Here is a 19928-nt window from a genome sequence, read left to right on the forward strand (position 1 = left end):
GGGGTAGGGGTCCGGCGGACGGCGGACGCTCCCACGTCCAGGTCCGGTGACTCGTCCAACGAGCCACGGACCGGGAGGTCACGGGGTCACGCGGTCAGGGGGTCGACCAGTCGAGCTCGGTGACGTGCCCGTCGCCGACCCGGACCTCCTGGCTGGTGCCCGACTCCGGCTCGGTGAGGCGGTAGCCGCCGACGGGGAGCGAGGGGAACACGGCGCTGTGGACGACGGAGCCGTCGGGGGCGGGCCGGGGCACGACCGCGACGTGCGGCCGGTGGCCGTGCTCGCGGCCGTGCTCGTGGTGGTGCTCGTGGTGGTGCTCGTGGTGGTCGTGCTCGTGCTCGTGCTCGTGCGGGTGGTCGTGGTCGTGCCGCTCGACGGCCGTGTCCCCGCCGTGCCCGTGGGGCACGACCTGGCCGTCGAGCGGCTCGACCTCGATCTCCGCGCCCGCCCAGTCGGGCGGGCACGTGACGACGACGGCGCCGACCCCGTCCCCGATGTCGAGGAGGACCGCACCCTGCCCGGCCCAGGGGTTCTCCGCGAGGTTCGCGGCCCGCTGCGGGGTCAGCGCCATCGTCGTCCCCTCACGCCGCCGGCGTGCCCGGCATGGACTCCGAGCCGCTGGCCGGGTTCCCCAGGTAGGGGAACGAGGACAGCGTGCGCAGGTTCGTGTCGGTCGTGCCGTCGGTGACCTTGGACGCCGCCCCGTCGGGGGTGAAGGTCGGGTCGACGAGCGGGATGGTCAGACCGGCCACCGCGCGCAGCTCGATCGTGACGACGTCGTCCTCGATCCGGCGCCCGTTGGGGAAGCCGGCCGGGTCGCCGCCGATGAGCCCGAGCGGGTTGGGCTTGGCGGTCGGCTTGACCGCGACGTTGAGCCGCAGCATGTCGGCCTGCACGGGCCCGGTGTAGTTCTGGAAGCCGGGGACGACGCCCTCCGGGATGCCGGTGAGCAGGATGGCGGCCAGGTCGGCCCGCGGCTTGGTGTAGGCCGCGAGGTTCGGGAAGACCCCCGGGTACAGCACCGGCAGCAGCCCCGCCAGCTCGGGCTTGGTGACGTACTGCGCGAACTGGCTGTCGTTGTTGGGGCCCTGGTAGTTCCAGCGGTCCTTCTCCGCCATCGGCACGATGACCTCGTTGAACAGCGGGTTGGCCAGGCGCGAGACCTGGATCCACGAGCCGGCGCCCACCCACTGGTTCGTGCCCGCGTCCCAGACCCGCGACTTGCGGCGCAGCGCGGTCGCCCACACGCCGATGGTGGCCTTCGGGTCCATGACGTCGGTCGGCACCGAGCCGTCCGCCGTGAGGTCCGAGATCGGCACCTTGATGGCGATGGTGTGCACGTTGAAGCCCTGCACCCCGTTGACGCCGGCGGCGGCCGCCGACGGGATGAGGTGCGCGGCCTGGAACGGGCGCAGCGTGCCGAGGTCGAAGATCGAGCCCAGGTCGACGTGGAAGGCGTCGGAGCGCTGGCCGGCGAAGACCGTCCGGCCGCCCTTGACGTCGTGGACGCCCTGTCGCCCGAGACGGGGGTAGTTGGGCGTGCTGCGCCGGCCGACGTTGACCGGGGGGACGGTGAGGTTGCGCCCGATCAGCTCGCTGTTGCCGCCGTTGCGCGTGGTGCGCCGGACCGTGTAGGTCTGCGGACGGTTCCAGGTCGTGTCCGTGATGTTGTTGATCGGACCGGTGTTGTAGAGGAAGGTCTTGGGGTTGCGGATCGTCGTCGTGAAGTTGAACTGGTAGGAGACGTCCGGCACCCCGTCCCCGCTGTGGCAGATGTGGATCTTGTAGGTGACGTCGTCACCGAACTCGAAGAAGTTCGGCCCACCCCACGGTGCCTGGAGCGGGATGAAGTTGGCGATGAGCGTCACGGTCGACGGGTCGTCGGGGCTGACGAACGCGTAGGTGTCGGTGTTGTCGGCGACGGGATCCTTGGAGATCTCCGGGGCTTCGCGGTGCGAGCTCATCGGGTGGCCTCCGTCCCGAGGTCGCGGGCGTGCCGGGTGATGGCGCGGACCAGCGCGGGGTCGTGCACGACGACCTCGCGCTCACCGCGCATGACGGTGACTTGGCCCTTGGCCGCGTCGTGGACGAGGACGACGAGCGGCCCCGTCCCGGACGACCGGCCGTCGTCCGTGGTGCTCGTGCTCTCCGACTGACCGCTGCCGGAGGCGAAGGCGATCGGTGCTACCGCGACCGTCGCCACCCCCGCTCCGCTCGCGGCGAGGAATCCTCGCCGGGTGGCGTCCTTCATCGCAACTCCCATGTTCGATGTGGTCTTCCCCCTGTGCAGGGGGCGTTCGGAGCGTAGGTGAGAGCGGATTGGATTATCGGAGAACGAATTTCACGCTACCCTTTGTCCGGCTTTCAGCCCTTCCGAACGGTGCCCGGGAGGACGCCGGCGACGATGACGGCCTTGGAGAAGGGGCGGAAGGCGGCGATGACGTCCTCCGCGTCGTCGACGCCCACCCAGACCGACGCGGACGCGTCGTCGGTGGCGTCCTCGACGGCGTCGCGCAGGACGCGACCCCGCTCGGTGACGGTGGGGGAGCCGCCCGCCTCCACGGCGGGCAGCGAGTCCGGCTCGACGAGGCCGAGGTCGGCGAGCCGGTGCGCCGCGGCGACCCACTCCTCGTCCGACCACTTGCGGGTCGGCTGGAGGAACGCCCGCCCGCGGCCCTGCGCGGCCCGCTCGGCCGGGAGCCAGGCGTCGTACAGGAGCAGGGCGTCGACCGGGGGCAGGCCGTGCGCGACGAGCGCGGCGTTGTGCGCGTCGCCGCGCCACTCGCGCCACAGGGTGGCCGCGTGCCACAGGGCCAGGTGCGGCTCGTCGGGCCACGGCAGGGCGGCGTACGACGCCGCGAGGGCACGGCCGCCGAGGTCGGCGCGCTCGATCACCGCCCGCATCCGCTCGGCCTGCCGCGCGAGCTCCGGCGAGCCGACGAGGTCGCCGAGGTAGGTGCGCAGGCCGGTGTCGACGACCCGGGTGCGCAGGGCGTCGTACGCCGACGGGTCGTGCGCGCCCAGGGCGAGCCGCCAGGCCTTGTCGACGGCGCGCGGGTGGAAGCCGTAGAAGGTGGCCGCGACGACGGCGCCGGGGACCGGCCCGAGGGGTGCCGCCCGCATCCCCGTGTAGGAGCCGAGCCAGCCGATGCCGAGCTCCTCGCGCGCCGCGTCGACCGGCGGGCCGAAGTAGGCGACCAGGTGCAGCGGCTCGAAGGTCTGGTACGCCGCGCGGGCCAGCCCCCGCTCGCGCTCGCCGTGCCGGAAGGACGTGCTGGTGCCGCTGCCGCTCTGCATGCCGCGGACCCTACTGCGGGTCGCCCGGGAGGGGTACGCGCGAGACACCGGCGAGGGATGTCACACCCCCCTCGCTACCGGCCGGTAGGTCCGCGGGCCATGATGGACGGGTACGTGCGCGGCGCCCGTCCCCCGGCGCCGCCCCCCGAGGGAAGGGCGACGACGCTCATGCAGCTGCAGCTGTCCGACGAGGACCGCGAGTTCCGCGCCACCATGCGCGAGTTCTTCACGACGAAGGTGCCCCAGGAGATCCGCGACAAGGTCGCCGAGGGCCGCGAGCTCTCCAAGGAGGACATCGTCGCCTCCCAGAAGGCGCTCAACGACGCCGGGTACGCCGTCCCGCACTGGCCCGTCCAGTACGGCGGCCAGGACTGGACCCAGCTCCAGCGGCACATCTGGAACGAGGAGATGCAGGCCGCGAGCGTCCCGCCCCCGCTGGCCTTCAACACCTCGATGATCGGCCCGGTGCTCGCGCAGTTCGGCAGCGACGAGCTCAAGGAGCGCTTCCTCGCGCCGACCGCGAGCCTCGACATCTGGTGGAGCCAGGGCTTCTCCGAGCCCGACGCCGGCTCCGACCTCGCCTCGCTGCGCACCCGCGCCGTCAAGGACGGCGACGACTGGGTCGTCAACGGCCAGAAGACGTGGACGACCCTGGGCCAGTACGGCGACTGGATCTTCACGCTCGTGCGCACCGACCCGGACGTCAAGAAGCAGGCCGGCATCTCGATGCTCCTCATCGACATGACCCTGCCCGGCGTCGAGGTCCGCCCCATCGAGCTCATCGACGGCGGCCACGAGGTCAACGAGGTGTGGTTCACCGACGTCCGCGTCCCGGGTGACATGCTCGTCGGCGAGGTCAACCAGGGCTGGACCATCGCGAAGTTCCTCCTCGGCAACGAGCGGGTCGGCGTCGCACCGGTCGGCTCGACCAAGCGCAACCTCGCGCGGGCCAAGCGCCTCGCGCAGGAGTCCGGGCTGCTGTCCGACCCGCTCTACGCGGCGCGCGTCGCGGAGCTGGAGAACGAGCTGCTCGCGCTCGAGCTGACCGCGCTGCGCGTCGTCGCCAACTCCGCCGAGGGCGCCCCGCACCCGGCCTCCTCGGTGCTCAAGCTCAAGGGCACCGTGCTCCAGCAGGCCGTCTCCGAGCTGCTCGTCGACGTCGCCGGCCCGCAGTCGGTCGGGGGGGACGGCTGGGGGGCGCGCTCGACGCCGACGTACCTCAACCTGCGCAAGGCCTCGATCTACGGCGGGTCCAACGAGGTGCAGCGCCAGATCATCGCCAAGACCATCCTCGGGCTGTAGGAGAGACACGTGGACTTCGAGTACACCGACGACCAGGACTCGCTGCGCGAGGCCGCGCGGGCGCTGCTGACCAAGGCCTACGGCGACTACGGCAAGCGCCGGGCCGTCACGCAGGCCGACCCGGGCTACTCGACCGAGACCTGGTCCCGGCTCGCCGAGCTCGGCGGGCTGGGGCTGCCGTTCTCCGAGGAGGACGGCGGCGCCGGAGCCGGGTGGATCGAGGCGGCCGTCGTCGCGCAGGAGCTGGGGCGCGTCGTCGCCCCCGAGCCGTACGTCGTCTCGGTCGGTCTGGCCGGGCGGCTCGTCGCCGACGCCGGGACCGCCGAGCAACGCGCCGAGGTCCTCGGGGCGATCGCCTCGGGCGAGCGCCTCGTCGCCGTCGCGCACGACGAGCCGGGCCGGCGCTGGTCGCCGACCGCGGGCGACACCAAGGCCACGCAGGACGGCGAGGGCTGGACCATCGAGGGCGTCAAGGAGCCCGTCGTCCAGGGCGGTGTGGCCGACCTGTTCGTCGTCTCGGCCGTGCTGCCCGAGGGGGGCACCGGCCTGTTCCTCGTCGAGGGGGACGCGTCCGGTGTGGAGCGCGAGTCGTTCCCGGCGGCCGACGGCGGCCGGGTGGCCCGGGTCACTTTCACCGCCGCGACGGCCGTGCCGCTCGGCTCGGCCGGGGAGAACCGCACCGCGACGATCGCGACCGCGCTCGACACCGCGCGGATCCTCGCCGCCAACGAGGCGGTCGGGATCATGGAGGTCGCCCTGCGGATGACGACCGAGTACCTCAAGAGCCGCAAGCAGTTCGGCGTCACGCTCAACACGTTCCAGGCGCTCACCTTCCGCGCGGCCGACATGTACGTCTCGCTCGAGCTCGCGACGAGCATCACCCAGTGGGCGACGATGGTCCTCGAGGACGGTGACGCCGCGGCGATCTCGGCGGCCGCCCGCCGGGTGGCGCTGCAGGTCAGCCGCGCCGGCCGGCACATCGGGCAGGAGGCCATCCAGCTGCACGGCGGCATCGGCATGACGGCGGAGTACGCCGTCGGCGCCTACACGACGCGCCTGACGACGCTGGACCACCTCTTCGGTGACGGCACCTACGCCCTCGGCGCCCTCGCCGACGGCGTCGGCGGCTACGACGCGGTCGACCCCCTGTCATAGGTCGCGAGGGGGGACACCCCACATGTTGCTGACTCTGGACGTGTCCGGACCCAGCAACATGTGGGGTGTTCTGCTGTGACCGGGCGCGCCTCAGCCCTCGAGGGAGGTGCCGGTCGTGGCGTCGGTGCGGGCGGAGGCCAGCTGCGGGGCGGTGAGGAAGAGCGCGCCGCGCAGGTCCGCGCCGCGCAGGTCCGCGTCGCGAAGGTCCGCCCCGAGCAGGTCGGCCCGCCCCAGCCGGGCCCCGCGCAGGTCGGCGGCGACGAGCAGGGCCCCGCGCAGGTCGGCGCCGCGGGCGTCGACGCCGCGCAGGTCGACCCCGACGAGGTCGGCCCGGGCGCGCAGCCGCCGGTCGCCGCGGGACGACGCCCCGCGCACGTGCGCGCTGGCCGCGGCGAACAGGTCGCCGGCGCGGCGTCGTACGTCGGGCAGGTCGGTCGCCAGCAGCAGGTCCGGGCCGAGCCCGACCCGGTCGGCGACCTCGTCGGCCAGCGCGGCGAGCGGCCGCGCGAGGTCGGTGGGTAGGTCCCACCCCAGCGCCTCGGTCGCGTGCCGCAGCACCTCGTGCAGCGCCCGCGCGACGGGGAAGACGGCGAACATCGACGCCGCCGTCGACGGCTCGTCGCGCCACGACCGCCCGCGGAAGATGACCTGCGAGACCTGCTGGCCGGCGCCGAAGCACTCGTAGGCGACGCACCCGCGGTAGCCGCGGTCGAGGAGCGAGTCGTGCACCCGGCAGGCGTGGTCGACGGCGAGGAACCGGCACGGCAGGCCGGCCGGCTTGTCGTCCGGGAACCCGCCCGCCCGCTCGAAGGGCAGGGCGACGCAGCACAGCCCGAAGCACCGCGCGCAGTCCGCGCGGGTCGCCGGCGTGCTCACCGGGCGCTCACCGGGCGCGGCCGGGGGCGTACGGCGTCGTCGTGCCGAGCTCGACGAACCCGAGCCGCGCCAGGATGGGCCGGCTCGGCGGGAGCGCGTCGACCTGGAGCCAGCGGAACCCGGCGTCGGCGGCGACCCGGGACCGGTGCGCGACGAGGGCCCGGAAGACGCCCCGGCCGCGCCACTCGGGCAGCGTCCCCCCGCCCCAGATGCTCGCGAACGGCGTCCCGTGGTGCAGCTCCAGCCGCCCCGACGACACGGGGAGGTCGCCGGCCGAGGCGACGACCGCGGCGGTCGTCGGCGGGTCGGCGGCGAGCCCCTCGAGCACCCGGCGGCCGACCGACGCGTGGTCGCCGCCGAAGACGGCGTCGTGGACGGCGACGAGCCGTGCCGCCCCCTCCGGTCCGGTGACCGGCTCGAGCCGGACCCCGTCGGGCGGCCGCACGTCGAGGTCGAGGTCGGAGATCTCGGCGACCATGAGGGCCTCCTCCTGCTCCGGGGCGAGTCCGGCGGCGACCAGCCGCCGAGGCAGGTCGGTGGGGGCGTCGTACGAGTGCAGCTTCCACTCCCAGTCGGTGCCGGCGAAGCGCTCGACCTGCGCGGCGACGACGGCGTCGACCCGGGCCGGCGCGAGGCCGTCGAGGTCGGACCACAGGACCGCCTGCCACGCCTCGGTGTCGCCCGGGTCCGCCGCGACGACCCGCACCACCGGGCCGTCGACCTCGAGCCGCCCGCGGGGGCCGGGGTCGGCGCGGCGGCGCAGATGCTCGTCGTACGCCGCGCGCACCTCGACCGGGTCCATACGCCCACCCGACCAGAGCCGCGCCCCCCGCACAAGCACGGTCGCGCCACGACCCCGCGGTCCGGCCCGGGGAGGCGGGCTTACGGTGGGGGCATGGCCGCCTCGACCCTCACCGCCGGGCCCGGTCTGGTGTCCGTCCCCGGCGGCGACCTCGCCTTCGAGGTGCACGCCGGGGAGACCGCGCCGGTCCTCGCCGTCCACGGCGTCAGCAGCACCCGCCGGCTCTGGTCGTGGGTGCACGCCGCCGCCCCCGAGCTGACCCTCGTCGCCCCCGACCTGCGCGGCCGCGGCGACAGCGTCGACGTGGCCGGACCCTTCGGCCTGCGGCGGCACGCCGACGACCTCGTCCGGCTGCTCGACCACCTCGGCCTCGCGCAGGTCGTCGTCGCGGGGATGTCGATGGGCGCGTTCGTCGCCGTCCACCTCGCCGACCGGCACCCCGACCGGGTCTCGAGCCTCGTCCTCGTCGACGGCGGGTTCCCGATGCCGGTGCCGCCGGGCCTGACCCGGGAGAACGTCGCCACCGCCTTCGCCGACCGCACGAGCCGGCTCGAGCACCCGTGGCCGTCGGTGTCGTCGTACGTCGAGCACGTCGTCGCGACGACGACCCCGCTGCTCGACCCGGCCGACCCGGTCCTGCAGCACTGCCTCGCCCACGACCTCGACGCCGACGGGCGGGTCCGGCTCAGCGCCGAGGCGCTCGTCGAGGACGCGCGCTCGGTCTTCTTCGGCGACACCCCGTGGGACGCGCTGGTCCACCCGGTCCGCTTCCTGCACGCGCAGTGGAGCGTCGGGCGCGACACCCCGCCCGCGTACGACGCCGCCGCCGTGCGCCGCTACTCGGCCGTCTGCACCCGCGTCGTCCCGCTGCCCGGCGCCGACCACGCCGCCACCGTCATGTCCGCCCGCGGCGGTCTGGAGACCGCCGACCTCATCCGCGAGGCCCTCGAGGAGACCGCATGAGCGAGCAGCTGCTGGAGGCCCTGGGCCGCGAGATCCCGACCGACCGGCTCGTCACCGACGTCGACGTCGTCGCCAGCCTGTCGGCCGACGACGCCGAGTGGGCGCCGGTCGGCAAGGCCGCCGTCGCCCTGCGCGCCCGCACCGAGCAGGAGGTGGCCGACGCCGTCCGGATCTGCGCTGACCTGCGGGTGCCGGTCGTGCCGCGCGGCGCCGGGACGGGCCTGTCCGGCGGGGCGAACGCGGTCGACGGCTGCCTCGTCCTCGACCTGTCGCGGATGACCGCGGTCAAGGAGGTCGACGCCGACAACCTCGTCGCCGTCGTCGAGCCGGGGATCGTCAACGACGACCTCAAGGCGATCCTGCGCGAGCAGGGGCTGTGGTACCCGCCGGACCCGGCCAGCGCGCCGTGGTCGACGATCGGCGGCAACGTCGCCACCAACGCCGGCGGCCTGTGCTGCGTGAAGTACGGCGTCACCCGCGACTACGTCCTCGGGATGCGCGCCGTGATGGGTGGCCCGGCGGGCTACGGCAACGTCGTCCGGCTGGGGCGTCGTACGGCCAAGGGGGTCGCGGGCTACGACCTCACCGCGCTCATGGTCGGCTCCGAGGGCACCCTCGGGGTCGTCACCGAGGTGACGCTGCGGCTGCGACCGGCCCCGCGCGGGGTCCCGCGCACGATCGTCGGGGCGTTCACCTCGCTCGTCGACGCCGGACGCGCGGTGGCCGAGGTGACCCGCCGCGGCCTGACGCCGTCGGCGCTGGAGCTGCTCGACCACGACACCCTGGTCGCGGTCGAGGACTGGAAGCACCTCGGGCTCGAGGCCGACGCCGAGGCGCTGCTCCTGGCCCGGGTCGACACCCCGGGGGTCGCCGGGGACGACGAGGCCCAGGGCGTCGTCGACGCGTTCGAGACCGCCGACCCGGTCTTCGCGGTCGTCTCGACCGACGACCAGGAGGCCGAGACGCTGTTCGCCGCGCGCCGCCTGGCCTACCCGGCGCTCGAGCGGCTCGGCCCGGTCCTCACCGAGGACGTGTGCGTCCCGCGCTCGTCGCTGCCGACCATGCTCGCCACCCTCGGCGAGATCGGCGACCGGCACGGGGTGAAGATCGGGACCATCGCGCACGCCGGCGACGGCAACCTGCACCCGCTGCTCATCACGCCCGTCGGGGACGACGCCGCCCGGGCGGCGGCGCAGGAGGCGTTCGAGGAGATCATCGACGCCGCGCTGCGGCTGGGCGGCACCGTCACCGGCGAGCACGGCGTCGGCCTGTTGAAGATGGACGGGCTGCGTCGCGAGCTCGACCCGCTCTCGCTGGCCGTGCAGCATGGCATCAAGTCGGCCCTCGACCCGCTGAACATCTTCAACCCCGGCAAGGTCCTCACCGCCTGAGCCCCCGCAGCGTCCGCACCGACGGGGCACCGGTGCCGCCGCCGTGCGGACGTGCCGTACGGCGCCCCGGGTCCGGGTTCCGGGGCCTCAGGAGCCCTGGTGCTCCTCGATCCACTCCTCGGGGTCCTTGTCCACCGGCTCGATCCCGCGCGCGGCGGTCATCGCCTCGAAGCGCAGGAACTTCACGGCCAGGTCGTGGCGCAGCGCGAGGTCCGCGTGCAGCCGGAAGTCGGTGAGGTCCTGGCGCTCCTCCTCGGCCATGTGGTCGGAGTTCTCGACGTTGGCGTCGGTCACCGCCTCCCACCACCCGTCGCTGCCGACCTGCGCGTCGCCGACCCGGCGGACCGCGTCGCGGATCTTGTTGTGGTCCTTGACGGCGTCCTCGGTCTCCTCCTCGACGTCGTCCGCGTCACCGCCGCCCTCGCCGCGGTGCAGCAGCTCGGGGTAGAAGTAGCGCTCCTCGCCCTCGGCGTGCGTCTCGAGGAGGATCGCCAGCCGGGTCCACAGCGCCGACAGACCCTCGGTGTCGTCGCGCGGCCACTCCTCGAGCATCGCGAACATGCGCCGCTGCTCCATGTGCTGGTGGAGGATGACCTCGGTGATGTCCATGGCGCCGACGTACCCCGGCGACGCGGCGACGAACCGGTCCCGGCGGACCGCCTGCGGCGCCTCCGGGGACGCGCCCTCGCTCGCGAGACGAGTAATGCGTGCCGGGTTACAGTGTCCCCCGATGACGGCCCGCAGGGGGTGGTCGCCGGGTGAGGACACGATGAGCAGCACGCACCAGCACGAGAACCCGACCCGCACGGCCGCCGTCCCGGGGGGCACCGACCTCAGCGAGGACCCGGACCTGGCCGACGCCGTCCGCAGCCTGCGCTCGGTCATCCTCGCCGGGGAGCACTACCGCCTCGCGGTGGCCACGCACCTCGGGGTCTCCGTCAACGAGAGCCAGGCCATCAGCTACCTCTTCACCGAGGGCTCGCTCGGTCAGACGGAGCTCGCCCAGCGGATGAACCTCACGACGAGCACGGTCACCGGGCTGCTCGACCGGCTGGAGCGTCGCGGGCTGACCCAGCGGGTGGCCGACCCCTACGACCGCCGGCGCAGCACGGTGCAGCTCTCGGAGCGGGGGAGCGCCGAGCTGGCCGACATCCGCAGCTGGATGGCGCACGGCTTCGACTCCTTCGACCCGGAGCGGCTGCCCGAGCTCGCCGACGCCCTGCGCGCGATCGCCGAGAGCCTGCGCGGGTTCACCGAGGTCGTGGCGAGCGCCGACTCGCCGTACGAGCCCCCGCGCCGGCGCCTCTGACCCGCTCCCGTACGACGCCCGGCTCAGCCCAGGGGCCCCTGCCGTCGGGCCAGCCACAGCCCGAGGACGAGCAACGCCGCCCCCGCGGCGGCCACCCCGGCGCTGAGGTCCACCTCCCGCGTCTGCACCTGGACGTGCCGGGGCAGGTCGGTGAGGACCCGCGTCAGCTCCTCCGCGTCCGCGGCGGCGAAGTACTCGCCGCCGGTGGTCCGCGCGACGTCCTGCAGCGTCGGCTCGTCGACGACGAGGAACGAGCGACCCGCCGGCCCGACGTCCCGGCCCCCGCGGCCACCGAGCTGCCCCCCGGCCCCGCCGCCCGGGTAGCCGCCGAAGGCCCCGCCGACCCCTGCCTGCCGGGCCGTGCACACGAGCGAGGTCGGGTGGGTGGTGCCGAAGCCGATCGGGTAGACGCGCACGCCGCGGGCCGCCGCCTGCGCGGCGGCGTCCGCCGGGGTGACCCCGCGGGTGTTGGCCCCGTCGGTGAGCAGGACGACGATCTCCGGCGCGGTGGCCGCGCGGCCGCCCGAGGGCGCGCCCGGGGCCGACCCCGGGCCGCGCGACGGCGGGTCGGTCGGGGCGAGGGACGAGCCGTCCGGCGCCGGAGCGGCCTCCCGGTCGCTGGGGGCCACCGCCGCGTCGAGCTCGCTGATCGCGTCGACCGACGTGAGGATGGCGGCGCCGATGGTCGTCCCCCGGCCCGTGCTCGCGCCGTCCACCGCCGCGAGCAGGCTGTCCCGGTCGGTCGTCGGCGGCACGACGAGCGAGGCGAAGCCCGAGAAGAGGACGAGCCCGATCTTGGTCCGGTCGTCCTGGCGGCCGACGAAGGTGCGCACCGCCGCCTGCGCCGCGGCCAGCCGGTTCGGGCTCACGTCGGTCGCGCACATCGACCCCGAGACGTCGAGGGCGAGGATGACCGCCGAGCTCGAGACGGGGACCTGCGCCTGCACCTGCGGCCGGGCGGCGCCGACGCCGAGCAGGGCGAGCGCGGCGAGCACGGCGGCGACCGGCAGGTGCCGGCGCCAGCGCCGCGACGGGCCCCCGACCGCCGTCCGCACGAGCGCGACGTCCGACCAGCGCACCGTCCGGCGCCGCCGTCGGCGCAGCTGCCACACGTAGGCCGCCAGCAGCAGCGGCACCGCCAGCAGGGTGACCAGCATCCACGGCAGCGCGGGCATCACAGCACCCGCCCCGTGCGCAGCACCGACGTCGTCACGCCCGCCAGCAGGAGCAGCAGCGCGGCCGCGACGACCCACGACGTCACCTCGTGGGGGGTGCTGCGCGTGGTCCACCGCAGCTCCAGGCCGTCGAACACCGCGTCGAGCGCGCCGGCGTCGGGGGCGTTGGCGTAGGTCCCGCCGGTGCGCTCGGCGATCCGGCGCAGCTCGTCCTCGTCGAGACGGGTCGCGACCGTGAAGCCGTCTACCTGCACGGTCGTGCCCCGGGCCGACCCCAGCCCGACGGTGTCGACCTTGACCCCGGCGGTCGAGGCGAGGTCGGCGGCGTCGAGCGGATCGGCGCCACCGGTGTTCTCGCCGTCGGTGAGCAGCACGACGGCCGTCCCGCCGTAGTAGCCGATGTCGACGCCGTCGAGCGACTCGGCCTGCCGGCCCGCGGCCGCGCCCGTGCCGCCGGTGCCGCTGGGCGCCCGCGAGGACGGACCGCCGGTGAGCGACCGGCCGGCGATCGCGCCGAGCGCCGCGACGAGCCCGCGCCCGATGGCGGTGTCCCCCTGGGCGGTCAGGCGCTCGACGGCGGCCCGGACCGCCGCCCGGTCGGTGGTCGGCTGCTGCGTGACGACGGCGCTCCCGCCGAACGCGACGACCCCCACCCGGACGTCGGCCGGCTGGCGGTCGACGAGGGACAGGGCCGCCTTCTTGGCCGCGTCGAGTCGGGTGGGGGCCCCGTCGGCCGCCGCCATCGAGGTCGAGACGTCGAGGGCGAGGACGAGGGTGCCCTCGCGGTGCGGCTCGGCCACGGCCGCCACGGGGCGGCTGAGCGCGAGCAGCAGCAGCGTGAGGGCCGCGAGGACGAGCAGCGGTGCGACCCGGGCCCGGCGCTCGCGGTCCGGGCGCAGCGGGACCAGACCCTGCTCGGCCAGCGCGGCCAGCTGCGCGCGGCGTCGGGCGCGGGCCCGGCCCTCGGCGACGAGCAGCCCGGGCAGCAGCAGGACGGCGAGCAGCGCCCAGGGCCAGGTGAGGGTCACGGCCCGCCCCCGGCCGGGGTCCGGGTGCGGGCGCGCAGCCCGGCGACCCGGACCAGTGCGCCGACGAGGTCCTCGTCGGTGTCGACCGTGTGCAGCAGCACGCCGGCCGACCGGGCGGTCTCCTCGAGGGTCGCCTGCTCCGCCTCCGCCAGCTCCAGCAGCCGCGCCCGCAGCACCGGGTCGGCGGTGTCGACGACCACCTGCTCGCCGGTCTCGGCGTCCTCGAGGTGCAGCACGCCGGCGAGCGGCAGCTCGCGCTCACGCGGGTCGCGCACCCGCAGGGCCACGACGTCGTGCCGCCGGGCCAGTCGGGCGAGCGGTCGCTGCCACCCGTCCCGGGAGGAGAAGTCGCTCACCACGACGACGAGGGCCCGGCGGCGCACGACCGCCGCGGCGGTGCGCAGCAGGGCGCCCAGGTCGGTGCGCCCCACCGACGCGCCGACGGGGCGCCGTACGGCGTCCTGCCGGCGGTGGGACCCCCGCAGCGCGAGCGCCAGGCGCAGGACCTGCCGCCGTCCCGCCGCGGGTGGGACGACCTCCTCGACGACGCCCGGCTCGTCGCCGAGCACCATGAGCCCGATCGGGTTGCCGCCGCGCGAGAGCACCTGCGCGAGCACGAGGGCGAGCTCGGCCGCGACGACGTCCTTGGTGCGGCCGGGCCGCCCGAAGGCCATCGAGGACGAGTGGTCGACGAGCAGCCACGCGGTGACCTCGCGGTCCTCGAGGTAGCGGCGCACGTACGGCGTGTCGAGCCGCGCCGTGACGTTCCAGTCCAGGTGGCGCAGGTCGTCGCCGGCGACGTACTCGCGCAGGTCGGCGACGTCGACGCCCCCGCCGCGGAAGAGGGTGCGGTGGTCGCCCTGGAGGAGCCCGTCGAGCCGCCGGACGACCTGCCAGTCCAGGCGACGCAGCAGCCGTTCGGGGGTCTCGAGCGGTGGCGGCCCCTCCCGGGACGGGTCGGGGCTCACGGCTCGGGACGGCGCCACGGCGAGCCCTCGTCGGCGCCGGCGGGTCCGTGACCGAGGGATCCGTGAGCGAGGGTTCCCGGGACCTCGCGGCGGCGCAGCACCTCGGCGGGCGGCTCGACGGCGGCGAGGATCGGGTCGAGCAGGTCGTCGGGCGTCAGCTCCTCGGCGAGGGCCTCGTAGCCGAGGACGAGCCGGTGGCGCAGCACGTCCTTGGCCAGCTCGCGCACGTCGTCGGTGACGGCGTGGTCGCGTCCGCGCAGGTAGGCCAGGGCGCGGGCGGCGAGGACGAGGTTGACCGACGCGCGGGGGCTGGCGCCGTACTGCAGGTAGCGGGCGAGGTCGGGCCGGCCGACCGCGGCCGGGTCGCGGGTGGCGCCGGCCAGGGCGACGGCGTACTCGATGACCGAGGGGTCGACGTAGACCTCGTCGGCGGCGCGCTGGAAGCCGAGCAGCTGCTCGGTGGTGAGCACCCGCGCGGTGGGGGTCGGCCGCGCGATCTGCCGCTCGACGACGACGTACTCCTCGGCCGCGGTCGGGTAGCCGACGAGGACCTTGAGCATGAAGCGGTCGACCTGCGCCTCGGGCAACGGGTAGGTCCCCTCGGACTCGATGGGGTTCTGCGTGGCCATGACGAGGAACGGGTCGGGCGCGGGGAAGGTCTGCCGGCCGATCGTCACCTGGCGCTCCTGCATGACCTCGAGCAGCGCCGACTGGACCTTGGCCGGGGCGCGGTTGACCTCGTCGGCGAGGACGAGGTTGGCCAGCACCGGGCCGAGCGAGACCTGGAACTCACCCTCGCGCTGGTTCCAGATCCGGGTGCCGACGAGGTCGGCCGGGACGAGGTCCGGCGTGAACTGGATCCGCTGGAACTGCCCGCCGAGGGCGTCCGCGAGCGTCTTGACCGCCATCGTCTTGGCCAGGCCGGGGACCCCCTCGACGAGCAGGTGGCCGCGCGCGAGGAGGGCGACCATCATCCGCTCGAGCAGGTGGTCCTGGCCGACGATGGTCTTCTTCACCTGGTAGAGCGCCTGCTCCAGCGGGTGGGCGCCCGCGGCGGGCGCGGGGACGTCGTACGGCGGCGTCGGGGGCGTCATACGGGCTCCTGGGTCGGGCGGGTCGTGCAGGTCGAGTGGGTCGGGCTACTGGGGTGGGCTGCCGGCGGTGCCGCCGGCGGTGGCGATGGGGACGGCGAAGCCGATTCCCGAGAAGGCACCTTCGCCGGAGGGGTTGGCCAGGCCGGTGACGATGCCGACGACGTGACCGGCCCTGTCCAGCAACGGTCCTCCGCTGTTGCCGGGGTTGACCGCCGCGTCGGTCTGGATGAGGTGGGCGAGGGTGCGGTCGCCCTCGACGCGCACGCTACGGTCCAGCGCCGACACGACCCCCGCGGAGAGCGAGTCGGCCAGGCCGAGGGGGTGGCCGACCGCGAAGACGGGGTCGCCGACGCGGACCCCGCCGCCGAGGGTGGCCGGGACGAGCGGCTGCGGCAGGGTCGCGGGGAGCAGCGTGGCGGTGTCGGTGGCGGTGTCGGCCTTGGTCACGCGGGCCGCGGAGGTCGTCCCGTCGACCCAGGCCACCCGGACGGAGGTCGCCCCCTCGACGACGTGGGCGGCGGTGAGGATGGTGCCGTCCGCGTTGACGACGACCCCCGCGCCGGTGCCCCGCCCCTCGGGGCGGGTGGCGGTGATGAGGACGAGCGACGGCTGGATGGTGCTCCACGCGACGCCGGCGTCGGGCGGGGCGGCCGCCTCGGCGGAGGCCTGCGCCTGCTGCGCGGCCGTGATCGCGGCGCTGACGTCGGCCGCGGTGACGGGGGCCGGGGCCGGCGGCCTCGTGGCGAGCCAGGCACCGCCGGCGACGAGCAGGACGAGCGCGACGACCGCCGCGACGAGCGCGCGGCGGGACAGGCCGCGGACCACCCCAGCGCTCCGGGTCGCCGTACGGCGCGCGGTGGAGACGGCGCGGGCGGGTGCCCGGCGGGCGGCGGCGCGGGCGGAGGCGGCCCGGGAGCGCAGGCGCTCGGGGCGCGAGGGCGGGGGGGCCGCCTGCGGCGGTGGCGTCATGAGCCGACCCGGCGTCCCGGGAGGCGGCAGCGCCGGGCGGGTCCCGCTCGGGCGCGCGGTGGCCGGGCCGTCGTGACCGGGGGCGCGCGGCTCTCCCGGGGGCGGTGGTGGGGCGATGAGCCGGGCCACCACCTGAGGCTACGTGCCGTCCCCCGAGGACGGGAGCCTCGTGCCGTGATCCACAGGTTCGGGCGGGGGCGGGGGTCACGGACCGTGCTGGGGACGACGCGGCGGGGGACCGCGCCGGGTCCGTCAGGGTGGGCGGACCACCCCTCGTCGGCCGACCACTCCAGGAGGACCCATGGCCCGTGTCACCCACGTCGTGCTCGTCGACGGGCTGCCCGTCCGCAGCTGGGTCGAGGACGACGACCGGGACCGGTGGGACGACCGGTGGGGCGACCGGTGGGGCGACCGGTGGGGCGACCGCTGGGACGACGACCGGTGGGACGACAGGTACGACGACCCGCGGCCGGTTGCGCCCCCTCGGCCCGCGGACGAGGAGATCGCGTGGGACCTGCTGTGCGTGGAGGTCGGCGGGGAGGAGGCGCTGCTCGGGCTCACCGACGAGCCGTTGCCCGACGAGGAGGTCGACTGGGACCGGGTGCCGGAGGTCGCCCGGTGGGCGGTGCACCAGGTGCTTGACCACGTCGAGCGGGCCCTCGCCAGGTGGCCGGACGCCGAGCTGCGCACCGCCTGCCGCCGCTTCGTCGTCGACGCGGCCGAGCGGCACGACCTCGCGTTCGGGGCGTACGACGTCGTGCGGACCGCGGCGGCCGCCTTCTGGGCGGTGGGGCGAGCCGGCTACGTCATCGGCCCCGAGCTGCGGATGACGAACGCCGACGTGCTCGCGCTCTTCGGGCTGCGCAGCTCGCCGGAGCCGCACGCCAGCCGGTTGCTCGGTCCGGTCCAGACGGTCGGACCGCACGGCTACGGTCGGTACACGCTTCCGTACGGCGGCTCGCGGCCCCGGAACGGTCAGGGCTTCGACATCGGTGACCCGCGGCTGCTCGTCTCCGCCCGACGTGCCGTGCTGGTCGCCGAGCGCGACCGGCTGAGTCCGCGCGTCACGGAGTTGCGCGATGCGCGGGCCGCCGCAACAACAGCGACGGAGGGAGGTGAGCCGGAGTGGGAACGCGCCCTGCGCATGCTCACGGACGGGCCCGAGCCCGAGGTCGAGGACGGGTGGCGGGGGCGATGAATGGTGGCCGGGCCACGTCATCCCGTTCTGGGATGCAGGTGGGTATCCTCGGGAGGATGAGTACGCAGATCGCGGTGCGCCTCCCCGACGACCTGGTGGCGTTCCTCGACGACGCCGTCGGCCGGGGCGAAGCGTCGAGCCGGGCCGCCCTCGTGGCCCGGGCCCTGGAGCGAGAGCGCCGACGCGTGTCGGCCGAGCACGACGCCGTTCGGCTCAGCCAGCTCGGCACGGAGGACGACCTCGACGACCTGGTGGCGTGGACCGCCGAGCGACTCCCCCCGCCGTCGTGAGCCGGCGCGAGGTCCGGCTGGCCCACCTCGACAGGACTCGGCCGGTGGTCGTGCTCACGCGCGACCTCGCCAGGGCGGCCATGAGCAAGGTCACGGTGGCGCCGATGACCTCGACCGTCAAGGGGCTGTCGAGCGAGGTCCCGGTCGGTCCCGAGAACGGGTTGGAGAGCGCGAGTGCCGTCTCCCTCGACAACGTCCTGACGATCCCGGTCGACCGGTTGGGGCGGACGGTGGGCTACCTCACGCCGGAGCAGGAGCGGGCGCTGGCGTGCGCCGTGGTCCTCGCCTACGACCTGGACGTGCCGCTGCCCGGCTGAACGGAGAGCCAGGCCTGGAAGCCGCCCTCGAGGTCGGTCGCGTTCCGCAGCCCGAGCCGGCGCAGGGACTCGGCGGCCAGGCTCGAGCTGTAGCCCTCGTTGCACACCACCACGACGACCCGGTCGGGGTCGTCGGCCACGTCGAGACGGTTCGGGCTCGTCGGGTCCAGCCGCCACTCGAGGACGTTTCGATCCACGACGAGCGCCCCCGGCAGCTCACCGTCCCGTTCCCTCTGCTCGACCGGTCGGGTGTCGACGACGAGGGCGCCGGCGTCGACGAGCGCGAGCAGCTCGCCGACCTGGGTGCGACGCATGCCCTCCCGGCTCTCGTCGAGCACGCGGTCGATGGCGGGGCGCGAGTCCATAGCGCGACGTTACGCACCGGGGTGCGGGACGGGTGTCCCCGGCCCGGGGGAGGCCGGACCGGGGACGACGGGCTCAGCGCAGCGGGTCGAACGGCGCGAGCTCGGCGACCGGCGCCCCGGTGACGATCTGCTGCGCCAGCAGGCGACCGGTGACCGGCCCGAGGGTGATGCCCCACATGCCGTGCCCGCCGGCGACGTGGACCCGCGGGCTGCGGGTCGCGCCGATCAGCGGCAGGCCGTCCGCGGTGCAGGGGCGCGAGCCGACCCACTCGTCCTCGCGGGCGTCGAGGTCGGCGCCGCGCAGCAGCGGGCGGGCGGCCTCGGCGATGGCGCGGATGCGGCGCGGGTCGAGCGCGGCCTCGGGGGAGCGGAACTCCATCATCCCCGCGACCCGCAGCCGGTCGCCGATCGGCGTGCAGGCGACGCGCTGGGCCGGGAAGTAGACCGGGCCGGTCGGCACGTGGTCGATGGCGACGGAGAACGAGTAGCCGCGGCCGGCCTGGACGACCCGGCGGACCCCGTGCTCGCGGGCGATCCGGTTCAGCCAGGCGCCGGTGGCGACGACGACGGCGTCGTACTGCTCGGCGCCGGCCTCGGCGGTCGTCACGGTGACGGACGTGCCGCCGTCGACGACATCGGTGACGGTCGCGTGGGTGAGCAGCTTGCCGCCGCGGGCGACGACGGAGTCGGCGAGGGAGTGGACGAAGGAGCCCGGGTCGATGAAGCGCTGGTCCTTGAGCAGCACCGCCGCGCCGACCTCGTCCGACAGCGACGGCTCGAGCGCGCGCGCCTCGTCACCCGTGAGCAGCTGGTAGTCGATGCCCTGCCCGGCGTGGTGGATGTGCTCGATCTCCTCGACCAGCGTGCGCCGCTCGGTCTCGGTGCGGTAGGCCGCGACGAACGTCTCGGCGTCGCGGGTCTGCGCGGCGACGCCGCCGTCGGTGAGCAGGTCGAACGAGTCGAGCGCGATGCGGTTGACCGGGACGAGCTTGTCCATCGAGCGCTTCCAGTGCGCCATCGTGCTGTGCCGGGTGAAGCCCGAGACGAACTTGAGGAACGACGGGTCGGCGCTCGGCGGCACGTAGACCGGCGAGCTCGGCGACAGCACCGCGCGGACGCCGTACTTGAGCACCGCCGGCTCCGGCAGCGGCGTGCAGATGCCCGGCGTCAGCCAGCCGGCGTTGCCCCACGACGAGCCCGCCGCGACGCCCTCGCGGTCGAGGACGGTGACCTCGACGCCGTGCTCCTGGAGGAACCACGCGGTCGCGAGACCGACCATGCCGGCGCCGACGACGGCGACGCGCTGGGGGGCGGCGGGGGTGGTGGTCACGGGAGCTCCTGTCGGCGGACGCGGCGGCGCGTCGGGGTGGGTCGCTCCACTGTCCCGTCCGTCCGCCGACAGGCCGTAGGCTCCTGGGCACAGTCCTGC

Annotated in this window: 22 protein-coding genes; 8 read left to right on the forward strand and 14 right to left on the reverse strand. The window is 75.2% G+C overall.

Going from position 1 to position 19928, the window contains the following annotated elements:
• Window positions 1-94 precede the first annotated feature (94 nt).
• From FB458_RS21595 to FB458_RS07965, 4 genes are all read right to left on the reverse strand, one after another.
• Complete coding sequence (locus tag FB458_RS21595) at window positions 95-571, reverse strand: hypothetical protein (protein ID WP_211355966.1); 477 nt, start codon at window positions 569-571, stop codon at window positions 95-97.
• Between the two features lie 10 nt (window positions 572-581).
• Window positions 582-1964 carry a DUF4331 domain-containing protein gene (locus FB458_RS07955; protein WP_141848023.1) on the reverse strand — a complete coding sequence of 461 codons (1383 nt, stop codon included), beginning with the start codon at window positions 1962-1964 and terminating at the stop codon, window positions 582-584.
• Complete coding sequence (locus FB458_RS07960) at window positions 1961-2251, reverse strand: twin-arginine translocation signal domain-containing protein (protein ID WP_170185599.1); 291 nt, start codon at window positions 2249-2251, stop codon at window positions 1961-1963. Before FB458_RS07960 ends, FB458_RS07955 begins: the two co-directional genes overlap by 4 nt.
• A gap of 113 nt (window positions 2252-2364) precedes the next feature.
• Window positions 2365-3297 (reverse strand): SCO6745 family protein, encoded by a 933-nt coding sequence (locus FB458_RS07965; RefSeq protein WP_141848025.1) that lies wholly within the window; start codon window positions 3295-3297, stop codon window positions 2365-2367.
• Window positions 3298-3465: 168 nt separating this feature from the next.
• On the opposite strand from FB458_RS07965, the gene FB458_RS07970 reads away from it, so the two are divergent.
• Both FB458_RS07970 and FB458_RS07975 read left to right on the forward strand, forming a co-directional pair.
• Window positions 3466-4599 (forward strand): acyl-CoA dehydrogenase family protein, encoded by a 1134-nt coding sequence (locus FB458_RS07970; RefSeq protein WP_141850400.1) that lies wholly within the window; start codon window positions 3466-3468, stop codon window positions 4597-4599.
• 9 nt (window positions 4600-4608) lie between these two features.
• Complete coding sequence (locus FB458_RS07975) at window positions 4609-5754, forward strand: acyl-CoA dehydrogenase family protein (RefSeq protein ID WP_141848026.1); 1146 nt, start codon at window positions 4609-4611, stop codon at window positions 5752-5754.
• A 90-nt stretch (window positions 5755-5844) separates the two neighbouring features.
• Here the strand turns inward: FB458_RS07975 and FB458_RS07980 are convergent, their stop codons facing one another.
• On the reverse strand, window positions 5845-6630 hold the full coding sequence (locus FB458_RS07980) for a pentapeptide repeat-containing protein (protein ID WP_141848027.1): 786 nt from the start codon (window positions 6628-6630) through the stop codon (window positions 5845-5847).
• A 7-nt stretch (window positions 6631-6637) separates the two neighbouring features.
• Window positions 6638-7432 (reverse strand): GNAT family N-acetyltransferase, encoded by a 795-nt coding sequence (locus tag FB458_RS07985; RefSeq protein ID WP_141848028.1) that lies wholly within the window; start codon window positions 7430-7432, stop codon window positions 6638-6640.
• Window positions 7433-7525: 93 nt separating this feature from the next.
• Here FB458_RS07985 and FB458_RS07990 point away from each other — a divergent pair, with 93 nt between their 5' ends.
• Together FB458_RS07990 and FB458_RS07995 are read left to right on the forward strand one after the other, a co-directional pair.
• Entirely contained in the window at window positions 7526-8395 is an 870-nt protein-coding gene (locus FB458_RS07990) for an alpha/beta fold hydrolase (RefSeq protein ID WP_141848029.1), read from the forward strand.
• On the forward strand, window positions 8392-9786 hold the full coding sequence (locus FB458_RS07995) for an FAD-binding oxidoreductase (protein WP_141848030.1): 1395 nt from the start codon (window positions 8392-8394) through the stop codon (window positions 9784-9786). The genes FB458_RS07990 and FB458_RS07995 overlap by 4 nt, the downstream gene beginning before the upstream one ends.
• An 87-nt stretch (window positions 9787-9873) precedes the next feature.
• Here the strand turns inward: FB458_RS07995 and FB458_RS08000 are convergent, their stop codons facing one another.
• Window positions 9874-10566 (reverse strand): hemerythrin domain-containing protein, encoded by a 693-nt coding sequence (locus tag FB458_RS08000; protein ID WP_246061115.1) that lies wholly within the window; start codon window positions 10564-10566, stop codon window positions 9874-9876.
• Here FB458_RS08000 and FB458_RS08005 point away from each other — a divergent pair.
• Window positions 10556-11095 (forward strand): MarR family winged helix-turn-helix transcriptional regulator, encoded by a 540-nt coding sequence (locus tag FB458_RS08005; RefSeq protein ID WP_170185600.1) that lies wholly within the window; start codon window positions 10556-10558, stop codon window positions 11093-11095. The two genes, FB458_RS08000 and FB458_RS08005, sit on opposite strands and share 11 nt — an antisense overlap.
• A gap of 23 nt (window positions 11096-11118) precedes the next feature.
• On the opposite strand, the gene FB458_RS08010 is transcribed toward FB458_RS08005, so the two are convergent.
• From FB458_RS08010 to FB458_RS08030, 5 genes are read right to left on the reverse strand one after another with little or no spacing between them, the layout of a single operon-like run.
• On the reverse strand, window positions 11119-12270 hold the full coding sequence (locus tag FB458_RS08010) for a VWA domain-containing protein (RefSeq protein ID WP_141848033.1): 1152 nt from the start codon (window positions 12268-12270) through the stop codon (window positions 11119-11121).
• A complete protein-coding gene (locus FB458_RS08015) occupies window positions 12270-13298 on the reverse strand; it encodes a vWA domain-containing protein (protein ID WP_141848034.1) in 1029 nt (342 codons plus the stop codon). The genes FB458_RS08010 and FB458_RS08015 overlap by 1 nt, the downstream gene beginning before the upstream one ends.
• Window positions 13295-14266, reverse strand: coding sequence for a DUF58 domain-containing protein (locus FB458_RS08020; RefSeq protein WP_141848035.1), 972 nt, complete (start codon window positions 14264-14266; stop codon window positions 13295-13297). Before FB458_RS08020 ends, FB458_RS08015 begins: the two co-directional genes overlap by 4 nt.
• Complete coding sequence (locus FB458_RS08025) at window positions 14263-15360, reverse strand: AAA family ATPase (protein WP_141848036.1); 1098 nt, start codon at window positions 15358-15360, stop codon at window positions 14263-14265. Before FB458_RS08025 ends, FB458_RS08020 begins: the two co-directional genes overlap by 4 nt.
• A 45-nt stretch (window positions 15361-15405) precedes the next feature.
• A complete protein-coding gene (locus FB458_RS08030; protein WP_246061116.1) occupies window positions 15406-16458 on the reverse strand; it encodes a S1C family serine protease in 1053 nt (350 codons plus the stop codon).
• 172 nt (window positions 16459-16630) lie between these two features.
• On the opposite strand from FB458_RS08030, the gene FB458_RS08035 reads away from it, so the two are divergent.
• Genes FB458_RS08035 through FB458_RS21835 form a run of 3 tightly spaced genes read left to right on the forward strand, consistent with a single transcriptional unit; the run spans window position 16631 to window position 18134 of the window.
• Window positions 16631-17527, forward strand: a complete 897-nt coding sequence (locus FB458_RS08035; protein ID WP_141848038.1) for a hypothetical protein — start codon at window positions 16631-16633, stop codon at window positions 17525-17527.
• 56 nt (window positions 17528-17583) lie between these two features.
• Window positions 17584-17817, forward strand: a complete 234-nt coding sequence (locus FB458_RS22045) for a YlcI/YnfO family protein (RefSeq protein WP_141848039.1) — start codon at window positions 17584-17586, stop codon at window positions 17815-17817.
• Entirely contained in the window at window positions 17814-18134 is a 321-nt protein-coding gene (locus tag FB458_RS21835) for a type II toxin-antitoxin system PemK/MazF family toxin (protein ID WP_141848040.1), read from the forward strand. Before FB458_RS22045 ends, FB458_RS21835 begins: the two co-directional genes overlap by 4 nt.
• Here the strand turns inward: FB458_RS21835 and FB458_RS08050 are convergent.
• Window positions 18104-18499 carry a rhodanese-like domain-containing protein gene (locus FB458_RS08050; protein WP_141848041.1) on the reverse strand — a complete coding sequence of 132 codons (396 nt, stop codon included), beginning with the start codon at window positions 18497-18499 and terminating at the stop codon, window positions 18104-18106. The two genes, FB458_RS21835 and FB458_RS08050, sit on opposite strands and share 31 nt — an antisense overlap.
• 73 nt (window positions 18500-18572) lie before the next feature.
• Window positions 18573-19829, reverse strand: a complete 1257-nt coding sequence (locus FB458_RS08055; RefSeq protein ID WP_281286086.1) for an NAD(P)/FAD-dependent oxidoreductase — start codon at window positions 19827-19829, stop codon at window positions 18573-18575.
• Window positions 19830-19928 lie beyond the last annotated feature (99 nt).

It is taken from the genome of Lapillicoccus jejuensis, assembly GCF_006715055.1.
Taxonomy (GTDB): Bacteria; Actinomycetota; Actinomycetes; order Actinomycetales; family Dermatophilaceae; genus Lapillicoccus; species Lapillicoccus jejuensis.